17 protein-coding genes are annotated in these 19,316 nt (G+C 70.0%); 15 read left to right on the top strand and 2 right to left on the bottom strand.

Translation table 11 applies throughout. The annotated features are described in order from the left end of the window. Position 1 precedes the first annotated feature (1 nt). The 7 genes from AC0J5J_RS07720 to AC0J5J_RS07690 all read left to right on the top strand — a co-directional run bounded on the left by AC0J5J_RS07720 (position 2) and on the right by AC0J5J_RS07690 (position 7,799). Positions 2–1,018 carry a glycerophosphodiester phosphodiesterase family protein gene (locus tag AC0J5J_RS07720; RefSeq protein ID WP_134423749.1) on the top strand — a complete coding sequence of 339 codons (1,017 nt, stop codon included), beginning with the start codon at positions 2–4 and terminating at the stop codon, positions 1,016–1,018. A gap of 58 nt (positions 1,019–1,076) precedes the next feature. Continuing rightward, positions 1,077–3,533, top strand: coding sequence for an ATP-dependent helicase (locus AC0J5J_RS07715; RefSeq protein ID WP_134423748.1), 2,457 nt, complete (start codon positions 1,077–1,079; stop codon positions 3,531–3,533). After that, complete coding sequence (locus AC0J5J_RS07710; RefSeq protein WP_474897374.1) at positions 3,533–4,603, top strand: FUSC family protein; 1,071 nt, start codon at positions 3,533–3,535, stop codon at positions 4,601–4,603. The genes AC0J5J_RS07715 and AC0J5J_RS07710 overlap by 1 nt, the downstream gene beginning before the upstream one ends. A 120-nt stretch (positions 4,604–4,723) precedes the next feature. Continuing rightward, on the top strand, positions 4,724–6,139 hold the full coding sequence (locus AC0J5J_RS07705; RefSeq protein WP_474897372.1) for a ferredoxin reductase family protein: 1,416 nt from the start codon (positions 4,724–4,726) through the stop codon (positions 6,137–6,139). Further along, complete coding sequence (locus AC0J5J_RS07700) at positions 6,136–6,669, top strand: FMN-binding protein (protein WP_474897370.1); 534 nt, start codon at positions 6,136–6,138, stop codon at positions 6,667–6,669. Before AC0J5J_RS07705 ends, AC0J5J_RS07700 begins: the two co-directional genes overlap by 4 nt. Next, complete coding sequence (locus tag AC0J5J_RS07695) at positions 6,653–7,471, top strand: FAD:protein FMN transferase (RefSeq protein WP_474897368.1); 819 nt, start codon at positions 6,653–6,655, stop codon at positions 7,469–7,471. Before AC0J5J_RS07700 ends, AC0J5J_RS07695 begins: the two co-directional genes overlap by 17 nt. Positions 7,472–7,505: 34 nt before the next feature. Beyond that, positions 7,506–7,799 carry a hypothetical protein gene (locus tag AC0J5J_RS07690; protein ID WP_134423746.1) on the top strand — a complete coding sequence of 98 codons (294 nt, stop codon included), beginning with the start codon at positions 7,506–7,508 and terminating at the stop codon, positions 7,797–7,799. A gap of 138 nt (positions 7,800–7,937) precedes the next feature. On the opposite strand, the gene AC0J5J_RS07685 is transcribed toward AC0J5J_RS07690, so the two are convergent. Both AC0J5J_RS07685 and AC0J5J_RS07680 read right to left on the bottom strand, forming a co-directional pair. After that, positions 7,938–8,336 carry a DUF3054 domain-containing protein gene (locus tag AC0J5J_RS07685; protein WP_134423745.1) on the bottom strand — a complete coding sequence of 133 codons (399 nt, stop codon included), beginning with the start codon at positions 8,334–8,336 and terminating at the stop codon, positions 7,938–7,940. 56 nt (positions 8,337–8,392) lie between these two features. Then, complete coding sequence (locus AC0J5J_RS07680; RefSeq protein ID WP_134423744.1) at positions 8,393–9,103, bottom strand: VIT1/CCC1 transporter family protein; 711 nt, start codon at positions 9,101–9,103, stop codon at positions 8,393–8,395. Between the two features lie 221 nt (positions 9,104–9,324). Here AC0J5J_RS07680 and sucC point away from each other — a divergent pair, with 221 nt between their 5' ends. From sucC to ddaH, 8 genes are all read left to right on the top strand, one after another. Continuing rightward, positions 9,325–10,494, top strand: coding sequence for an ADP-forming succinate--CoA ligase subunit beta (sucC, locus tag AC0J5J_RS07675; RefSeq protein ID WP_134423743.1), 1,170 nt, complete (start codon positions 9,325–9,327; stop codon positions 10,492–10,494). A 13-nt stretch (positions 10,495–10,507) separates the two neighbouring features. Continuing rightward, entirely contained in the window at positions 10,508–11,395 is an 888-nt protein-coding gene (gene sucD, locus AC0J5J_RS07670; RefSeq protein ID WP_134423742.1) for a succinate--CoA ligase subunit alpha, read from the top strand. Between the two features lie 269 nt (positions 11,396–11,664). After that, complete coding sequence (locus tag AC0J5J_RS07665; protein ID WP_474897366.1) at positions 11,665–13,095, top strand: cell division protein PerM; 1,431 nt, start codon at positions 11,665–11,667, stop codon at positions 13,093–13,095. Positions 13,096–13,165: 70 nt separating this feature from the next. Next, positions 13,166–13,759, top strand: a complete 594-nt coding sequence (gene purN, locus AC0J5J_RS07660) for a phosphoribosylglycinamide formyltransferase (protein WP_474900170.1) — start codon at positions 13,166–13,168, stop codon at positions 13,757–13,759. After that, positions 13,756–15,432, top strand: coding sequence for a bifunctional phosphoribosylaminoimidazolecarboxamide formyltransferase/IMP cyclohydrolase (purH, locus tag AC0J5J_RS07655; RefSeq protein WP_474900169.1), 1,677 nt, complete (start codon positions 13,756–13,758; stop codon positions 15,430–15,432). The genes purN and purH overlap by 4 nt, the downstream gene beginning before the upstream one ends. A 136-nt stretch (positions 15,433–15,568) precedes the next feature. Beyond that, on the top strand, positions 15,569–16,762 hold the full coding sequence (locus AC0J5J_RS07650) for a mechanosensitive ion channel family protein (RefSeq protein ID WP_474900168.1): 1,194 nt from the start codon (positions 15,569–15,571) through the stop codon (positions 16,760–16,762). Positions 16,763–16,880: 118 nt separating this feature from the next. Next, a complete protein-coding gene (locus AC0J5J_RS07645) occupies positions 16,881–17,969 on the top strand; it encodes a Glu/Leu/Phe/Val dehydrogenase dimerization domain-containing protein (RefSeq protein WP_474900167.1) in 1,089 nt (362 codons plus the stop codon). A gap of 256 nt (positions 17,970–18,225) precedes the next feature. Continuing rightward, positions 18,226–19,056 carry a dimethylargininase gene (gene ddaH / locus AC0J5J_RS07640; RefSeq protein ID WP_474900166.1) on the top strand — a complete coding sequence of 277 codons (831 nt, stop codon included), beginning with the start codon at positions 18,226–18,228 and terminating at the stop codon, positions 19,054–19,056. Positions 19,057–19,316 lie beyond the last annotated feature (260 nt).

The raw sequence follows: 19,316 nt of genomic DNA, 5'->3' as shown, positions 1-19,316 counted from the left end.
AATGCAGCCGATTGTGATCGGTCACCGCGGGGCGAGCGGTTACCGACCAGAGCACACCCGTTCCGCCTATGAGCTGGCCGTTGCCCTCGGGGCGGACGCGGTCGAGCCGGACATCGTGGCCACCCGCGACGGCGTTCTGGTGGTGCGGCATGAGAACGAGATCGGGACGACCACGGATGTCGCGGCGCACCCCGAGTTCGCCGGCCGGCGCACCACGAAGGTGATCGACGGCATCCGCCTCACCGGCTGGTTCACCGAGGACTTCACGTGGGGCGAGTTGCGCACCCTGCGCGCCCGGGAACGCCTGCCCGAGGTGCGCAAGTCGAGCGCCACCTTCGACGACCGGTTCCCGCTGCTGCGCCTGCGAGACGTGTTCCGTCTGATGGACCGGCTCTCCGGGCGGGTGCGCCGGCCGATCGGCGTCGTCGCCGAGCTCAAGCACGCCACCTACTTCGACTCGATCGGGCTGCCGCTCGACGAGCTGTTCGCCGCCGAGGTCAACGACGTCGGCTGGAACGCCGGTGACGGCCGTCTCACGATCGAAAGCTTCGAGCGGAGCCTGCTCGACAAGGTCTACGCGCGGGGCATCTACGGCAAGCGCGTCTTCCTGCTCGAGGCGCGCGGTAAACCCTTCGACGAGCTGACGCTGCTCGGCAAAGAGGCGCCGCGATACGCCGATTATCTGACCGATGCGGGTCTCTACGGGCTCAGCGGCAAGGTCGACGGCATCAGCGTGCCCAAATCTCTGATCCTGGCGACGGATGCCGACGGCCAGGTGTCCGGCGCCTCCGACCTGGTCGACGCGGCCCACGCCGCGGGCCTGGAGATCTACTGCTGGACGCTGCGCCCCGAAAACCGGTACCTCGCGACGACGTTCCGCCGCGGTCGGCTGCGGGCCGATTTCGGCAACTGGCAGGCCGAGTTCCGCACCATCATGGGCACCGGGATCGACGGGGTCTTCGCCGACCACCCCGACCTGGCCGTGCTCGTGCGGGACGAGCTGGCGGCCGAGGGCTGACTCCTGCCCACGGCACACCCGGGCACTGTCAGAGGCAGCACCTAGAATTGGGATCGATATGACGACCCTCTTCGACCCGGATCACACGCCCGCCCGCCAGATTCCGTCCGCGGTGCCCATCATTCTCGACGGAGCCGTTCCCGGCGACCGGGAGAGTCCGCTGCTCGAGGGGCTCAACCCCCAGCAGAAGGAAGCCGTGCAGTACCGCGGTCCGGCGCTTTTGATCATCGCGGGAGCCGGCTCCGGCAAGACCAGCGTGCTCACCCGCCGCATCGCCAGCCTGCTGGAGAGCCGCGAGGCGTGGCCGAGCCAGATCCTGGCGATCACGTTCACCAACAAGGCCGCCGCGGAGATGCGGGAGCGGGTCAAAGCCATCCTCGGCCAGGGGGCCGACGGCATGTGGATCAGCACCTTCCACTCCTCCTGCGTGCGCATCCTGCGCCGCGAAGCCGAAAGCGCGGGCCTGTCCGCTACGTTCAGCATCTACGACTCGGCCGACACCAAGGTCACGCTCAAACGCATCATCAAGGCCCTCGACGCCGACACCCTCGGCTTCACGCCCGGCAACGCGTCGGCGAAGATCTCCAAGCTCAAGAACGAGCTCGCCGACGCCGACTCCTACGCCCGCAACGCGAACATGAGCGACCCGCAGGAGGTCATGTTCGTCGAGATCTTCCGGCAGTACACCCACCGTCTGCGCGCCGCCAACGCCCTCGACTTCGACGACCTGATCGGCGAGACGGTCTACCTGTTCCGCGCGTTCCCGAAGGTGGCGGCGCTCTACCGGCGCCGGTTCCGCCACATCCTGGTCGACGAATACCAGGACACCAACCACGCGCAGTACTCACTCGTGCGCGAGCTGACCCGCCCCGTCGAGCCCCATCTGGCCGAGGAGATGGAGGCGACCGGCGTGCACGTGCGCAACCTGCGCGACGGCACCGGCGCCATCCCGGGCGCCTCACTCACCGTGGTCGGCGACTCCGACCAGTCGATCTACGCCTTCCGCGGCGCGGACACGCGCAACATCAGCGAGTTCGAGCGCGACTTCCCCGGCACCAAGGTGATCCTGCTCGAGCAGAACTACCGCTCGACGCAGAACATCCTCTCGGCCGCCAACGCCGTGATCGGCCACAACTTCGACCGCAAAGACAAGAAGCTGTGGAGCGCGGGCGGCGACGGCGAGAAAATCGTGGGTTACACGGCCTACTCCGGCCACGACGAGGCCCAGTTCGTCTCGGATGAGATCGAGGTGCTGCACCGGGCCGGCATGGCCTACCGGGACATGGCCGTCTTCTACCGCACCAACGCGCAGACCCGTGCCCTGGAAGAGATCCTGGTGCGCTCCGCGGTGCCGTACCGGGTGGTCGGCGGCACCAAGTTCTATGAGCGCGCCGAGATCAAGGATGCGCTGGCGTACCTGATCTCCGTCGCGAACCCGAACGACGAACTGGCCCTGCGCCGCATCCTGAACACTCCCAAGCGCGGCATCGGGCCCGCCACCGAGACGGCACTGGCGAGCTTCGCGGAGGCGAACCAGATCAGCTTCCGGCAGGCCATGCGCGACTCCGCGTCGCTCGGGCTGGGCCCGAAGGTGACCGGGGCCATCCTGAAACTCGCGACCCTGCTCGACGAGGCGGCGCTGAAGCTCATACCGGAGAACCCGGCCGGCACGGCGAACGTGTCCGAGCTGCTCACCTTCCTGCTCGACGGCAGCGGTCTGCTCACCCTGCTGCGGGGCAGCCGCGACCCGCAAGACGAGGCGCGCGCCGAGAACATCGAAGAACTCGTCGCCCAGACCAAGGACTTCAACAAGGAGAACCCCGACTCGGGTCTGGTCGACTTCCTCACCCAGGTGTCGCTGGTCGCCGCCGCCGACGACCTCGACGACGCGTCCGGCACGGTGTCGCTGATGACCCTGCACACGGCCAAGGGGCTCGAATACGAGGCCGTGTTCCTGACCGGCGTCGAGGAGGGGCTGCTGCCGCACCAGATGTCGGCCAACGAGCCCGGCGGGCCCGCCGAGGAGCGGCGCCTGTTCTACGTGGGCATCACCCGCGCCCGCCAGAGGCTCTACCTCTCGCTGGCGATGACCCGGGCCCAGTTCGGCGACATCCAGGTGGCCATGCCCAGCCGCTACCTGCAGGAGATCCCGGTCGACCTGATCGACTGGAAGCAGTCGCCGGGCATGGCGAACTCCCGCGGCGGCACCCAGCCCCGGGCCTTGAACGCCCGGCGTGACGGCTTCGGCGGCGGGTTCGCCAAGCGCGACGAGCCGCAGGCGCTGCCGCCCGCGCCGAAGAAGAAGACCGAGTGGGCCAGCCGGGTGCCGAGCCAGGTGCGGGACAACGGCGACCTCACGCTCGCTGCGGGTGACCGCATCCGTCACGTCGATTTCGGCGACGGCCGCGTCAACCAGGTCACCGGTGACGGCACCAAGCGCATCGCGCACGTCCAGTTCGACACGGCGGGCGCAAAGAAGCTCCTGATCAAGATCGCGCCGATCGAGAAGATCTAGTGTCCGGGGCGGCCGACCGGCCGGAAACCCTGCTCGAACGCCTGAAGTCGCTGCGCACCCTCGACCTGGAGGTGGCGTCCCGGGCCAGCATCGCCGTCGTGGTGCCGCTCGTGGTCCTGGTGTTTGTCGGTCGAATCGACTGGGCCGCCTACGCGGCGTTCGGGGCGATGACGTCGCTCTACGGCCGGAGCGAGCCGTACCGGCTGCGCGCGCGCACGGTCAGCGTCGCCGCGGCCTGCATGCTCGTGAGCGTCACCGCCGGACTGGCGATGAGCGTAACCGAGGCAGCCCTGCCTGCCCTGGTTCTCGGGCTGGTCTTCGTGATCACCGCGGGCATCCTGGTGGCGTCGACGTACGGCCTGTTCCCCGGCACCCCGATCTTCTTCGTCTTCGCCTACCTGGTCTGCGCGCAGGTGCCCGCGCCGGCGAACGAGGTGCTGCCGCGGCTGCTGGTGGCGGTGGCGAGCGCCGCGCTGGCCTGGCTGCTGACCATGTCGGGGTGGGCAGCGCGGCGCCTGGCCGGCGACCGCTCCGGCGACCTGTTCAAGCAGCTGCCGCGCACGCCGGTGCTGCGCCCGGCCGCCTACCGCGACGGCCAGGTCTGGTTCACGATCCTGCAGAACCTGGTCGGCGTGCTGATCGCCGGCGGGCTCGCCCTGGCCTCGAGCATCGGACATCCCTATTGGGCGGTCGTGAGCGTGGTCGCGGTGCTGCCGCCGCCCCGCGCCGCGCATTCCATCTCCCGGGCCGTGCACCGCATCGTCGGAACCGCGCTGGGGGTGATGGTGACCGCGCTCGTGCTGCTGCCCGGGCCATCCGTCTGGGTGTTGATCGTTGTGATCGCGATCAGTCAGTTCGGAGCGGAGATCCTGATCGGCAAGCATTACGGTGCGGCGCTGCTGTTCGTCACGCCGCTGGCACTGACGGTGGCGCACCTGGCCAGCCCGACCGCCGTGCCGACGCTGCTGGTCGACCGGGTGGTGGAGACCGCGCTGGGCGGTGTGGTCGCGGTGCTGATCGTGCTCGCGGCGCGAGGCGCGGTTCGGCTGGGCGAGCGCCGGCCTGCCTGACGGCCCGCCCGAACCGTGACCGTTCGGCCGCCCTCCGACAGGGCAACCCCATTGGAATCGCACAGGTTGCTCACAGCTTCCCCATAGCCCCTCGATTGGCATGCTCGCGAGGCTCAACTCATGAGCATCGACACGCGCACCACCCAGCGGCATCATCGCAGCGCTCCCGCGCCGCTCGTGCGCCCCGACTACCGGCAACGGATGCGGCTGGCCGACACCCTGCAGGTGCTCTGCATCGTCTCCGTCGCCCTCGTCGTGGCCCTGTTCCTGGCCGACGGCGGAGCGGCCCGCTTCGCCACCCCCGCGGACGCGCTCACCTCGATCGGCGTGCTGGCCGGCCTCGTCGGCACCGACCTGCTGCTGATCATGATGCTGCTGGCCGCCCGGCTGCCCGCGATCGACCGGGCCTTCGGCCACGACAGCGCCATGGCGTTGCACCAGTCGCTCGGCAAACCGGCCCTCTACCTGATCCTGGCCCACGCCGTGCTCCTGATCGTCGGCTACTCGCTCGCCGGCCGGGTCAGCGTCTTCGCCGAGGTCTGGCGCATGCTGACCGTGCTGCCGGACATGGTGCTGGCCTTCGTCGGCCTCGGGCTCCTGGTGCTCGTGGTCGTGAGCTCCATCGTGATCGTGCGGCACCGGCTGCCCTACGAGGTGTGGCACATCGTTCACCTGCTCTCCTACGTGGCCGTGCTCGCCTCACTCCCGCATCAGTTGACCGTCGGCGCTCTGCTCGCCGCCGGGTCGCCGCAGTGGTTCTACTGGCTGGCCCTCTACGTGGGCGTCGCCGGGTCGATCCTCGTCTTCCGTTTCATCCTGCCGGTCGTGCGCTCGCTGCGCGCCCGGCTCCGGGTGGAGGGCGTCGACCGGGTCGCCGACGGCGTCGTGTCGATCCGGCTGTCCGGGCACAATCTGCGCCGCCTGCAGGCCCACTCCGGTCAATTCTTCATCTGGCGGTTCTGGACCCCCGGGCTCTGGTGGCAGGCGCATCCGTTCTCCCTCTCGGCGGCGCCCACCGGTACTTCCCTCCGCATCACGGTGCGCTCACTCGGCGATGCTTCGGCGGCGCTCGGAGGTCTGCGGCGGGGCACCCGGGTGTGCGTCGAGGGCCCGTACGGGCTGTTCACCGACCGTGCTCGCACGTCCCCTCGGCTGGTGCTCGTGGCCGCCGGCATCGGCGTCGCCCCGATTCGCTCGCTGCTGGAGACGGCGACGTTCCTTCCGGGGCAGGCCACGGTCATCCTTCGCTCGCACACCGTCGGCGACAGCTACCTGGCCGACGAGCTGGCCGAGTTGTGCCGGGCGCGAGGCGCCGAATTCCGCATCATCGCGGGCACGCGACCGCCGGGTGTGAACAGCTGGCTACCGGCCGACGCGCTGGCGGCCCGGGTCAGCCTGAAGACCCTGGTTCCGCACCTGCGGGACGCGGATGTGTATGTGTGCGGTCCACGGCGATGGACCGACGAGGTCGTGCGGGATGCCCGCGCGGCCGGACTTCCGACGCGACAGATCCATTGTGAAAGGTTTGACTGGTGAGAATACGAGCAGCGGCTGCGGCCGCCCTGGCTTCCGCTTCGGTGCTATCGGTGGGGTGGCTCGTCGGAGCCCCCGCCGTGGAATCGCTCAGGTCCACGCTGACGACGACGCTGTCATCCTCCGCATCGGCTGAGGCGACGACCACGACCGCATCCGGACTGGGCACGTCCTCCGGTTCGGGCACGTCCTCCGCAGCGACGACCACGCCTGAAACGACCGCGCCGGCGGCCGAGGCGCCCGCCGCCACCGAGGTCACCGGCACATTCGATGGCTCGGCCGTGCAGACCCGGTTCGGCCCCATGCAGGTGTCGGTGACCATCGAAAACGGCACGATCACCGAGGTGACGCCGCTGCAGCTGACCAATGACGACCAGAAGTCGGTCATGATCAGCAACCGGGCAGCCCCGATCCTGCGAGACGAGGTACTCTCGGCCCAGTCGGCGAGCGTGGCCAACGTCAGCGGCGCGACCTACACGACCCAGGGTTACCTCCAGTCGCTCCAGGCGGCCCTCGATGCGGCACAGTTCTAGCGTGGTGTCCGGCGTGTACGCCGGGCACCCGGCAATCACGGTCGAGAGCATGGGAACCGTCATCAGCCTCCGTATCGGCGCAGCCGCTGGGAATGCCGGTTCCCCGCACGACGAGGCCCTGCGCGCGGCGGCCCGGCAGGCGGTCGCGGACGTGTTCCGAGGCTGGAACGACCGTTTCAGCCTCTACCGGGAGGGCTCCGAACTCAGTCGCGTCAACCGTGGCGAGCTACGGCTCACCCAGGCCGGCAGCGAACTGCGGGACTGCTACGCGCTCGCCCTGGCCTGGCGGGATCGCACCGACGGGGTGTTCACACCGCACCGTGCCGACGGTGCCATCGACCTGTCCGGCATCGTGAAGAGCCTCGCCATCGCTCACGCCGGCGAGGCGCTCTACGGGCTCGGCCTGCGGGACTGGTCACTCAACGCGGGCGGGGACATCCTCGTGGCGGGCGATCAGACGCCCGGTCTCGACTGGGCGGCCGCGATCGTCGACCCGCTGGACCGGAGCGCCCGGCTGGCGAGCGTGCCGCTGCGCGCGCCGCTCCGGGCCGTGGCCACCTCGGGCAGCGCCGAGCGTGGGGAGCACATCTGGACCACCGTCGACGGCGCGCTCTCGCCCTTCCGTCAGGTCACCGTGTTCGGCCGGGACATTGTGACGGCGGATGTGCTGGCCACGGCCATCATCGCCGGCGGCCGGCCGGCTCTGCATCGCAGCACGGAGACCTTCCCGATCGAGGTGCTGGCCGTGCTGCGCGACGGTTCGCTGCTGGCCACGCCGGGGTTGCGCGCCGACTCAGCCTGATGGTCCGGTGGGCGTGGATGCCTTGTCGCTTCCGGTGGGGGAGCGTACCGTTGCCGCCGCGGGGGAGCTCAGCGTGGGCGACTCGCGTCAATGGGAGGTCATCATGGCGAGCAACCCGGACGGACTCTGGCCGAGAAAAACGGATGCCGCGAGCGACGGACTCGACGAAAACCGCGAGATCGACGACATCGAACTGACCCTCGACGAGGATTTGCCGCCCACCGAGGAAGAAGCCCCGGAGTGGATGATCGACGCCGACCAGCGTCCGGTCGACCTTGACGACGAGGACGAGGACCGGGAGACGGGCGGGCCCGGGGTCGAAGAGTAGGCGGTCAGTGTCGCAATCGACGTGTGACCGTCGCCGTCACGGGCGCACGACCTCGAAAAGAGCACACCATGACTCGTCGGGGAGTTGCCCGCCGGGCAGACAACGCGGCGAGAGTGCGTGCGTGTGGGGCCGGCGCGGCTACGCGGCGGTGACGGTGCGGGTGCGTGCCTGGCGGCGACGGAACAGCACCGCGAGGCCGCGCCAGCCGAGCAGGAACACGCCCAGAACGATCGTCGTCACGACGACGAAACTGAACTCCGTCCCCTGCCCGCTCACGGTGCGCAGCAGCATCCCGACGCCCACGGTGAGGATCCAGATGCCGGTGCCCGTCCAGACGATCTTCTGCGGGCTGTGCCAGGCGCGCATCACGAGCCACCCCGCGAGGAGGCCACCGAGGAACGGCAACCCGGTGATCAGGGTTCCGAGCAGACCCTCGCCGTGGCTGGCCCGGCCGATCAGCACGAAGACCAGAACCAGGGCGGCGTCGAGCCCCGCCGCGAGAAGGAGACCGGACCGGTTGTTCTGCTGGAATGCCATGAATCCAGCCTACGTGCCGCGGTTCGGGAGGCCGGCCGACGGGTCTCGCCGGATGGTCAGACCGCGGTGCCGATCAGGGAGCCGATCGCCCAGGTCACGCCGAGCGCCAGCAGGCCGCCGACCAGCACCCGGGAGATCGCGCGGGCCTTCGGGCTGCCGCCCAGGTAGGAACTCAGCCACCCGGTGATGACCAGGGCGACCGCGACGGCGAGGAAGGTGGCCGGCAGGCGCCACTCCGGCGGAGGCAGCAGCACCGCCAGCAGCGGCAGGATCGCGCCGACCGTGAAAGCGACCGCCGAGGCGAAGGCCGCGTGCCACGGGTTCGACAGCTCATCCGCACCGATGTGCAGTTCCACTTCGAGGTGCGCGCCGAGGGCGTCGTGCGCGGTCAGTTCGAGCGCCACCTGTTTCGCCGTCTCGGAACTGAGCCCCTTCGCCTGGTAGAGATCGGCCAGTTCGGCGAGCTCCTGCTCGGGCATGTTCTCCAGTTCCCAGGTCTCCTTGGCGATCAGGGCACGCTCGGTGTCGCGCTGGCTGCTCACCGACACGTACTCGCCCAGGGCCATTGAGATCGCGCCGGCGAGCAGGGCGGCGACACCCGCGATCAGGATCGCCGCGGCATCCGTGGTGGCTGCAGCGACGCCCACGACCAGGGCCGCCACCGACACGATGCCGTCATTGGCTCCGAGCACGCCGGCCCGGAGCCAGTTCAGGCGCGAGGCGTGGTCGGCGGAATGGGGATCGACGCCGTGCTCCGGTTCAGTCATGACTGAATCCAAGCATCCGGATGCCTGCAGCGCCAGCGGGACTCGCCTGCTGCGGTGCTGCACGCGCCAGGGCGGCGCCCGCGGTTCGCGATGCCGGTTGGTGACGATAGAGTTTCAGATGGTACGTATGTCTTGATGTCGAGCTATCTGCGGCACTGGCGCCGTGCTCCTTGCCCCTCAAGACCTTGCAGGAACGCTACGAAGCGGATTGGAAGAGCAGCGTGGATCTTTACGAATATCAGGCACGAGACCTGTTTGAACAGTATGGAGTCCCGGTTCTCCCGGGCATCATCGCGGACACTCCGGAGGAGGTGCGCGCGGCAGCCGAGAAGCTGGGCGGCGTTGTCGTCGTCAAGGCCCAGGTCAAGGTCGGCGGCCGCGGCAAAGCCGGCGGTGTGAAGGTCGCGAAGACCCCCGACGACGCCGAGGCCGCCGGTCGCGCCATCCTCGGACTCGACATCAAGGGCCACACCGTCAACCGGGTCATGGTTGCCGGCGGAGCGCGAATCAAGCAGGAGTTCTACTTCTCCGTGCTGCTGGACCGAACCAACCGCTCCTACCTCTCGCTCGCGAGCTACGAGGGTGGCGTGGAGATCGAGGTTCTCGCCGTCGAGAAGCCCGAAGCGCTCGCCTACACGGCCATCGACCCGATCACCGGGATCGACCTGGCCACCGCCCGTCAGATCGCGGTCGACGCGAAGTTCCCGGCCGACCTGGTCGACAAGGTCGCACCCGTCTTCGTGCAGCTCTACTCCGTGTTCACAGGTGAAGACGCGACCCTGGTCGAGGTCAACCCGCTCGTCCTCACCGAGGAGGGCGACGTGATCGCCCTCGACGGCAAGGTCACGATCGACGAGAACGCCGGCTTCCGTCACCCGAAGCACGCCCTGCTCGAAGACGCCGCCGCGGCGGACCCGCTCGAGGCGAAGGCCAAAGCGAACGACCTCAACTACGTCAAACTCGACGGAGAAGTGGGCATCATCGGAAACGGCGCCGGGCTCGTCATGAGCACCCTGGACGTCGTCGCCTACGCGGGCGAGAACCACGGCGGCGTCAAGCCGGCCAACTTCCTCGACATCGGGGGCGGAGCATCCGCCGAGGTCATGGCCGCCGGCCTCGACGTCATCCTCGGTGACCCGCAGGTCAAGTCCGTCTTCGTCAACGTCTTCGGCGGCATCACCGCCTGTGACGCTGTCGCGAAGGGCATCGTGGGCGCGCTCGCCGAACTCGGCAGCGCCGCCAACAAGCCCCTCGTCGTGCGCCTCGACGGCAACAATGTCGAGGAAGGCCGTCGCATCCTCGCCGAGGCCAACCACCCGCTCGTCACACTGGCCGCCACCATGGACGAGGGCGCCGCCAAGGCCGCCGAACTCGCCCACGCCGCGAAGTAAGGGATTTTCGAACATGTCAATCTTCCTCAACAAGGACTCCAAGGTCATCGTGCAGGGCATCACCGGCGGTGAGGGCACCAAGCACACCGCCCTCATGCTGGCGGCCGGCACCCAGGTCGTCGGCGGCGTCAACGCCCGCAAGGCCGGCACCTCGGTCATGCACGGCAGCGTCGAGCTGCCCGTCTTCGGCACGGTCGCCGAGGCCATCGAAAAGACCGGCGCGGATGTCTCGATCGCCTTCGTGCCGCCGGCCTTCACCAAGGACGCCGTCATCGAGGCCATCGACGCCGGGATTCCGCTGCTCGTCATCATCACCGAGGGTGTGCCGGTTCAGGACTCCGCCGAGTTCTGGGCGTACAACAAGGCCAAGGGCAACAAGACCCGCATCATCGGGCCGAACTGCCCCGGCATCATCACCCCCGGTGAGGCGCTCGTGGGCATCACGCCGGCGAACATCACCGGCAAGGGCCCGGTCGGCCTGGTCTCCAAGTCGGGCACCCTGACCTACCAGATGATGTACGAACTGCGGGACCTGGGTTTCTCCACCGCCATCGGCATCGGCGGCGACCCCATCATCGGCACCACGCACATCGACGCGCTCGAGGCGTTCGAGGCTGACCCCGAGACCCTCGCCATCGTCATGATCGGCGAGATCGGCGGCGACGCCGAGGAGAAGGCGGCCGAGTACATCAAGGCCCACGTCACCAAGCCCGTGATCGGCTACGTCGCCGGCTTCACCGCCCCCGAGGGCAAGACCATGGGCCACGCCGGCGCCATCGTCTCCAACGGGGCCGGAACCGCCCAGGGCAAGAAGGAGGCCCTCGAGGCCGCCGGGGTCAAGGTCGGCAAGACGCCGAGCGAGGCTGCCACCCTGCTGCGCGAGGCTCTCGCCGCGCTGTAACCGGCAGGTGAACCACGGTGGCACTGAGCCACCGGCCGGGACCGAAAGGGCCTGCCTCACGGGGCGGGCCCTTTCGCTGTGCCGGCCCGCGGCATCCGTGCCCGCCTGCTCGTGACCGCCCGGCCGGCCGAGCCAATTCGACGGAGATTCTTGCTGAAACGCGCCGACATGGCGCCCAGGAGCCCAGGTAGAGCCAAATCTCCGTCGAATTCGTCGGTGCGCGGCGGGGCCGGGGGAGCGTCGGCCGGGGTGACGGTAGGCTCCCTTCGGTGAAACGCTTTACGACCGCCCTGCTTGCCGCACTCGACGCGCTCATTGTCGTGGCCATCGGGGTGGGCATCGCGTTGGTACCGCTCACCGTCTTGTGGGCCACCCAATTCGAGCTGGCCGTGAACTGGCTGGTGTTCTGGCGGGCCGCGGTCGACATCTGGCTCGTCGGCAACGGGGTCGACCTGCTCGTGCAGCTCGACCCGACACTGGTCGCCGCCCTCGCCCTGCCCGGCGCGGAGACCGCGTTCCCGATCACGATCGCCCTGCTCGGCTTCGCCCTGCTGGCCGTGCTCCTGGGCCTGCGCACCGGACGGCAGGCCGCGGACACCGCGCATCCGCGGGTCGGAGTGTCGGCGGCCATCCTCAGTTACGCCATTCTGACGGCCCTGCTCGTGTGGTCGGCCGGCACGGATGCCGTGCGCCCGTCGGCCGCGCAGGGTCTGCTCCTGCCGCCGCTCGTCTACGCCGCCGGGGTTCTGATCGGCGCCGACCGCGGTCAGCTCGGCCGCCTGCTCGGCAGTCTGCCGGGCCGCGTGACGGGTCTGTTCCGTGGCGGGATGCGCGGCGCCCGCGGTGCGGGCAGCGCCGGTGCGAGTGCCGGCGTCCGCGGTGCGATCCGGGGCACAGGCGCCGGCGCCGGACGTCGCCCGGTCGCCGGGGTGCTCCCGGCCCCGGTTCGTGCGGGCGTCGTCGCGGCGCTGCGGGGCGGCACGGCCGCGGCCGCCGGCATCCTCTGCGTTGCCGGCCTCACGCTGTTCGTGCTGATCCTGACCAATTACGCCACCATCATCGGACTCTACGAGACGGTGCAGGCCGGGGTTCTGGGTGGCATCGCGCTCACCATCGCCCAGCTCGCGCTGATCCCGAACCTGGTCATCTGGGCAGCGTCGTGGTTCGTGGGTCCCGGCATCGCCGTGGGCGTGGGAACCAGCGTCTCGCCGGTGGGAACGGCGCTCGGCACCGTGCCGGGACTGCCCATCCTCGGCGTGCTGCCCCAGGGCAGCCTCGCGTTCGGGTTCGTCGGCCTGCTCGTTCCCGTGCTGATCGGCTTTCTCGCCGCCGTCATCCTGCGTCAGCGCACCGGTGCCACGGATGCCCCTGCCCCCACCATCACGGCGCGGCTGCTCACCGGTCTCGGCACCGGTCTCGTCGCCGGCGTGCTGCTCGGCCTGCTGGCCTGGTGGTCGGGCGGAGCGGTCGGCCCAGGCCGGCTCGTCGAGGTCGGGCCGAACCCGTTCCTGGTGGGCGTGCTCGCCGCCGCCGAGGTAGGCGTCGCGGCCTGCCTCGGACTGTTCACGCCCGCGCCCGCGGCTCGGGCCGCGGCAACGGGCGGCGCGAAGAACGGCGCAACGGGCGGCGCGAAGAACGGCGCAACGGGCGGCGCCGGCCGCCTGCTCGGGAAGCTCCGCAACTCACTCCCTCGCCGCTGACGGGCCCGCCCGCATCCCCGCGTCACAGGTGGGTGGCCCCCATGTGGCCGCCGAACGGTAGGCTTCTCCCGTGCTGAACTTGGTCGTATTGATCTCCGGCGGAGGATCCAACCTGCGCTCCCTGCTCGAGGCCTGCCGCGACGCCGAATACCCCGCGCGCGTGGTCGCCATCGGCGCCGACCGCGACGCCGACGGGCTCGAGCTGGGCGAGGAGTACGGCATTTCCACGTTCACGGTTCCGTTCACGTCGCACCCGTCCCGGGAGGCGTGGGGCGACGAGCTCCTCGCGCAGATCCAGCAGTGGGATGCCGACCTCGTCGTGCTGAGCGGCTTCATGCGCCTGCTGCCGCCCCGGGTCGTGGCCGCGCTGACCCCGAACCTGCTCAACACGCATCCGGCCTACCTGCCCGAATTCCCCGGGGCCCACGGTGTGCGCGACGCCCTGGCCGCCGGGGTCGCCGCAACCGGCGCCAGCCTGATCGTCGTCGACACCGGTGTCGACGACGGGCCGATCATCGCGCAGGAACGGGTGCCGGTGCTGCCGGGTGACACTCAGGCATCCCTGCACGACCGCATCAAACTCGTCGAGCGTCGCCTGCTGGTGCAGGCCGTGCTCGACATCGCCAACGGACACGTCGATCTCAAGGAGCATTCCCACATATGAGCGGTCCCACCAACGCCCAGAGCCTGTACCGCCACCGCGACGTCGTGCCCGTGCGGCGCGCCCTGATCTCGGTGAGCGACAAGACAGGGCTGATCGAGCTGGCCGCCGCCCTCGCGGCGACCGGCGTCGAAATCGTGTCGACCGGGTCCACGGCGGCCACCATCCGCGCCGCGGGCCACGCTGTGACGGATGTCTCCGCGGTCACCGGCTTCCCCGAATCCCTCGACGGCCGGGTCAAGACCCTGCACCCCGGAGTGCACGCCGGAATCCTCGCCGACCTGCGCCTTGAAGCGCACGAGGTGCAGCTGGCCGATCTCGGCATTGAGGCGTTCCAGCTCGTCGTCGTGAACCTGTACCCGTTCGTCGAGACCGCCCTGTCGGGCGCGTCCCCGGCCGACGTGATCGAGCAGATCGATATCGGCGGACCTGCCCTCGTGCGTGCCGCGGCGAAGAACCACGCCAACGTCGCCATCGTGGTGGACCCCGACAACTACGACGAGGTCATCGCCGCCGTCGTGGCCGGCGGCACCCCGCTGACACTGCGCCAGAAGCTGGCGTCGCTGGCCTTCGAGCACACCGCCGGCTACGACCTGAGCGTCTCCGCCTGGTTCACCGAGAACGTCTACGACCAGTGGCAGGACGACGCCGCGGCCCTCGACGAGGACATCCTCGAGGAGTTCGACGCTGTGATCGGTGACGCCCTCGCTGACGAGATGCCGTTCCCCGAGACCCTCGTCATCGAGGCCACCCGCAGTGCCGTGCTCCGCTACGGCGAGAACTCGCACCAGGCCGCTGCGCTCTACCTCGGCGAGGGAGGCCAGGGCATCGCGCAGGCCGTTCAGCGTCACGGCAAGGAGATGTCGTACAACAACTACGTCGACGCGGACGCCGCCGTGCGCGCCGCCTACGACTTCGCCGAACCGGCCGTGGCCATCATCAAGCACGCCAACCCCTGCGGCATCGCCGTCGCCAACCCCAAGGCACCCGATGCGATCGCCTCCGCGCACCACCGCGCGCACGACTGCGACCCGATCTCCGCCTTCGGCGGCGTCATCGCCGCCAACCGCACGGTCACCCTCGGCATGGCCGAGACCGTCAGCCAGATCTTCACCGAAGTGCTCGTCGCCCCGGGCTTCGAGCCGGCCGCGTTCGAGCTGCTCAGCGCCAAGAAGAACATCCGCCTGCTGGAGCTGCCGGCCGACTACCACCGCTCCTCGCTGGAGCTGCGCCAGATCTCGGGCGGCCTGCTCGTGCAGGAGTCCGACACCTTCGACGACCTCGACTCCTCGGCCTGGACCCTCGCGGCCGGCGCCGAGGTCGACGAGGCCACCCGGGCGGACCTCGAGTTCGCGTGGAAGGCCTGCCGCTCCGTGAAGTCGAACGCCATCCTGCTGGCACGCGGCGGGGCATCCGTGGGCGTCGGAATGGGCCAGGTCAACCGGGTCGACTCCTGTCACCTTGCGGTGCTGCGGGCCGGCGACCGGGCGGCCGGCTCGGTCGCGGCCTCGGACGCGTTCTTCCCGTTCGCGGACGGCCTGCAGGTGCTGCTCGAGGCGGGCGTCACGGCCGTCGTTCAGCCCGGCGGTTCGGTGCGCGACGCCGAGGTCATCCAGGCGGCGACGGATGCCGGCGTCAGCATGTACTTCACCGGGGAGCGCCACTTCTTCCACTAGGCGTTCGCGGGGGAATCCCCCCTGTGGCTGACTCAGGAGATCGGCGGCATCCGTTTTCTCCGGAGTCGGCCACGGAGTCTGGCACGATTGAGGGGTCCGTGGCTTCATCAGAACCGTCCCGGCCGGAAGGAGCATCGTGCCCGATCTCGAGGGATTCGTGCAGACCGACTACCTGATCGCCCTGGCGATCGCGGTTGTGGCCGCCGTGGGAATCACGGCGATCACCGCCCTGGTGTTCCGGGTGGCCGGCCGCAAAAAGACCTGGGCGCGCACGCTGGTCGGCCTGGTGCGGGTACCGTTCCGGCTGACCCTGCTGGTGGGCGCGATCTGGTCGGTCAACACCGTGTTCCTGGACAGCTCAGAGGAGATCGAGCGTCTGGTCGACTTCATCTTCCGGGCTCTGTTCATCGCCGCGGCCACCTGGCTGGTCTGTGCGCTGTTCTACTTCTTCGAGGAGGTGGCCGCCACCCGCTACCGCGTGGACGTGCGTGACAACCGGGTCGCCCGCCGCGTGCGCACCCAGCTGCGGATGCTGCGCCGGATCGGCGTCGTCGTGGTCATTATCTGCGCGATCGGGGCCGTGCTGCTCAGCATCCCCGGCGCCGCGACCCTCGGCGCGAGCCTGTTCGCCTCCGCCGGCCTGCTCAGTGTGGTCGCCGGCCTGGCCGCGCAGTCCACGCTCGCGAACGTGTTCGCCGGCATCCAGCTGGCTTTCAACAACGCCCTGCGGGTCGACGACGTCGTGATCGTCGAGACCGAGTGGGGCAAGATCGAGGAGATCACGCTCACCTATGTGGTCGTGCACATCTGGGACGACCGCCGGATGGTGCTGCCGTCCACCTATTTCACGACCAACCCGTTTCAGAACTGGACGCGGCACAACAGCGAGCTGCTCGGCGCGGTCGAGTTCGACCTCGACTGGCGCGTCGACCCGGCGGGCATGCGCGTGGAACTCGACCGCATCGTCGCGCAGACCGAGCTCTGGGACGAACGCGTGGTCGTGCTCCAGGTGACGGATGCCGTGGGCGGCTTCGTGCGCGTGCGCGTGCTGGTCTCCGCCGCCGACGCTCCCACCCTGTTCGACCTGCGCTGTCTGGTGCGAGAGAACCTGATCGACTGGATCAACACCCACAATCCGGAGGCGCTGCCGGTCGGCCGGATGGAGCTGCGGCGGGAAACCCCGCGGGCGCCGGCCCCCGTGCGCTCAGAGCCGGCGCACCCCGTCACCGCGCCCATCGGGTTGTTCTCCGGCGACGAGAATGCCAAGGCGCGGGCGGCCGAGTTCACCGCCACCATCCCCGTGCAGAGGGGGCCGGCGGAGGAGCGCTGACGCGCCGCGGCTCAAGGCGAGCGTTCGAGGAGTCGGGTGACTAGTCTGGTGCAGTCGACGCGCCACGATCGCGGCGGCACGATGAGCCCACAAGGCCGACCAGCGAGGAGAACCACCCATGACGCTCACGCACCCCACCACCTCGCTGGATGCCCTGATCGGCCTCCCGTTCACGCACGAACGCGTGGTGATCACCACCGGCATCCGTTCGGGCCTCGTGATCACCGTGGCCGTGCACTCCACCCGGCTGGGCCAGGCCCTCGGCGGCGCCCGGCTGTGGCAGTACGAGAACTGGACGGATGCCGTCGCCGACGCCCTGCGCCTGTCCGCGGCGATGACCCTGAAGAACGCTGTCGCCGGGCTGAACCGGGGCGGCGGAAAGTCCGTCATCCACCTGCCGTTCGGGGTCGAGCTGAGCGAGGCGGAGCGACGCGACGCGATGCTCGACCTCGGTGACGCCATCGAGAGCCTGGACGGCGCCTACATGACGGCTGAGGATGTCGGCACGAACGCCGAGCTGATGGCCGTGGTGAAGGAGTGCACCGACCACGTCTGTGGGTTGCCGGCCGCCAGCGGCGGCGTGGGCGAACCGGCCGACGCGACCGCGGCCGGCGTGTACGCCAGCGTGCTCGCCACCCTCGATGCCCTGTTCGGCAGCCGCGAGGTCTCCGGACGGCACATCGTGATCTCCGGCCTCGGCCAGGTCGGCGGGCGCCTTGCCGCAACCCTGGCCGCCGCCGGCGCCCGGCTCACCGTCAGTGACGTCAACCTCGGCAAGCAGGAGTTCGCCGCCGGCCTCGGGGCCGAGTGGGTTCCCGTCGACGAGGTGCACCACGTGCCGGCCGACCTGTTCGTGCCGTGCGGTCTCGGCGGGGTGCTGACCGCGCGCGTGATCGGGGAACTCAACGTGCTCGGGGTAGTCGGCGCCGCCAACAACCAGCTTGCCCAGCCGGAGGGAGCCGCCCAGCTGGATGCCCGCGGCATCCTCTGGGCCCCCGACTTCGTCGTGAACGCGGGCGGGGTGATCTACCTGGCCCTGGCCTCGGAGCCGAACGCCGACCTGGCCCGGGTGGCCGAGCGGGTCGCCGCGATCGGCGACGTCGTCGCAGAGATCTTCACGGATGCCCGTGAGCAGGGCATCACGACCCTCGCCGCCGCCGAGCGCCTGGCTGCCGCGCGGCTGGACGCCGCCCGCCCGCGCCGGTAGTCGCCCGGCACCGCCCGCCCGCGCCTGTAGTCGCCGCGCACCGCCCGCCCGCGCCTGTAGTCGCCGCGCACCGCCCGGCGGTGCGGCGCGCGTGCTGCGCCGCTGCGCGCGTGCTGCGGTTCGGCGCACGACCAGCGCGAGAGCCTGAGCCGGGCAGCCCGTCCCGCGAGAGTGCCCGTTCCGGTCGAGAGTGACCGGCGCAACGGGCACTCTCGACCGGAACGGTGACTGTGGGGTTGAGCCCTACACTGGCGGGATGGGAACCGCCGACTCCGAAACCTGGCCCGCCGCATCCGTTGCTTCTGAAACCGTTTCCTCCGGGGCCGCCCCTCGGCGGGCGCTCGTGCGCCGGCCGGCGCGAAACCTGGCCGAGGGTCAGCTGACCCACATCACGCGCAACCCGATCGACCCTGACCTGGCCGACGAGCAGTGGCGCGGCTACGTGGCGGCACTCACGAACGAGGGCTGGGAGACCATCGAGGTCGAACCGGCCCTTGACCTGCCCGACTCCGTCTTCGTCGAGGACGCCGTCATCCTCTTCGGCGACCTGGCCGTCGTGGCCAGCCCCGGCGCCCTCAGCCGCCGCGACGAAACCCCGGCCGCCGAGGCCGCCGTGCGTGCCCTGGGCCTGACCGTTCACCGCATCGAGCTGCCCGGTACCCTCGACGGCGGCGACGTGCTCAAGGTCGGCCGCACGGTCTACGTGGGCCAGAGCCGGCGCACGAACGCGGAGGGCATCCGTCAGCTGCGCTCCGTCCTCGAGCCGCGCGGCCACACGGTCGTCGCGGTGCCGATCACCAAGGTGTTGCATCTCAAGACCGCCGTCACCGCGCTGCCCGACGGCACCGTGATCGGCTACCGGCCGCTGATCGACGACCCGAGCCTGTTCCCGCGATTCCTGCCTGTACCCGAGCCGGAGGGCACCGCCGTGGTCGTGCTCGACGCCGCGACCCTGCTCATGTCCAGCGCGGCTCCGCGCTCCGCGGCCCTGTTCGCGGGCCTCGGGTATCGGGTGATCGCAGTCGACATCTCCGAGTTCGAGAAGCTCGAGGGCTGCGTCACCTGCCTGAGCGTGCGGGTGCGCTGACACCCGCCACCCCCGCCAGATGCGGCCCCTTGATCGCCCGGCGAAGGTGTTTTGTCCGCATTTGGGCGGTTGCGTACGAGGCCGGGGAAACGTATCCTGAAAGGCTGCCTGATCAGGGGGGCACAGCTCAGACACGACGCGCTCAGGAGGCCGACATGACACAGACAGCATCGTTCACGCTCGCAACGTACGCGAACGACGGCGCCCGCATCGGCGCAGCCATCTCGTTCCCGCGCAGCGCTTAGAGCCTCTGCCCCGCC

The sequence above is a fragment of the Cryobacterium sp. TS_SC_7 genome (assembly GCF_056156285.1).
This window is presented reverse-complemented; position numbering and strand designations above follow the sequence as displayed.

What these genes read in the sequence shown, in the direction of transcription:
- AC0J5J_RS07720 (WP_134423749.1), top strand. Translation starts at nt 2, where the DNA reads ATGCAGCCGATTGTGATCGGTCACCGCGGGGCGAGCGGTTACCGACCA.
- AC0J5J_RS07715 (WP_134423748.1), top strand. Translation starts at nt 1,077, where the DNA reads ATGACGACCCTCTTCGACCCGGATCACACGCCCGCCCGCCAGATTCCG.
- AC0J5J_RS07705 (WP_474897372.1), top strand. Translation starts at nt 4,724, where the DNA reads ATGAGCATCGACACGCGCACCACCCAGCGGCATCATCGCAGCGCTCCC.
- AC0J5J_RS07695 (WP_474897368.1), top strand. Translation starts at nt 6,653, where the DNA reads ATGCGGCACAGTTCTAGCGTGGTGTCCGGCGTGTACGCCGGGCACCCG.
- AC0J5J_RS07685 (WP_134423745.1), bottom strand. Translation starts at nt 8,336, where the DNA reads ATGGCATTCCAGCAGAACAACCGGTCCGGTCTCCTTCTCGCGGCGGGG.
- AC0J5J_RS07680 (WP_134423744.1), bottom strand. Translation starts at nt 9,103, where the DNA reads ATGACTGAACCGGAGCACGGCGTCGATCCCCATTCCGCCGACCACGCC.
- sucD (WP_134423742.1), top strand. Translation starts at nt 10,508, where the DNA reads ATGTCAATCTTCCTCAACAAGGACTCCAAGGTCATCGTGCAGGGCATC.
- purH (WP_474900169.1), top strand. Translation starts at nt 13,756, where the DNA reads ATGAGCGGTCCCACCAACGCCCAGAGCCTGTACCGCCACCGCGACGTC.
- AC0J5J_RS07645 (WP_474900167.1), top strand. Translation starts at nt 16,881, where the DNA reads ATGACGCTCACGCACCCCACCACCTCGCTGGATGCCCTGATCGGCCTC.
- ddaH (WP_474900166.1), top strand. Translation starts at nt 18,226, where the DNA reads ATGGGAACCGCCGACTCCGAAACCTGGCCCGCCGCATCCGTTGCTTCT.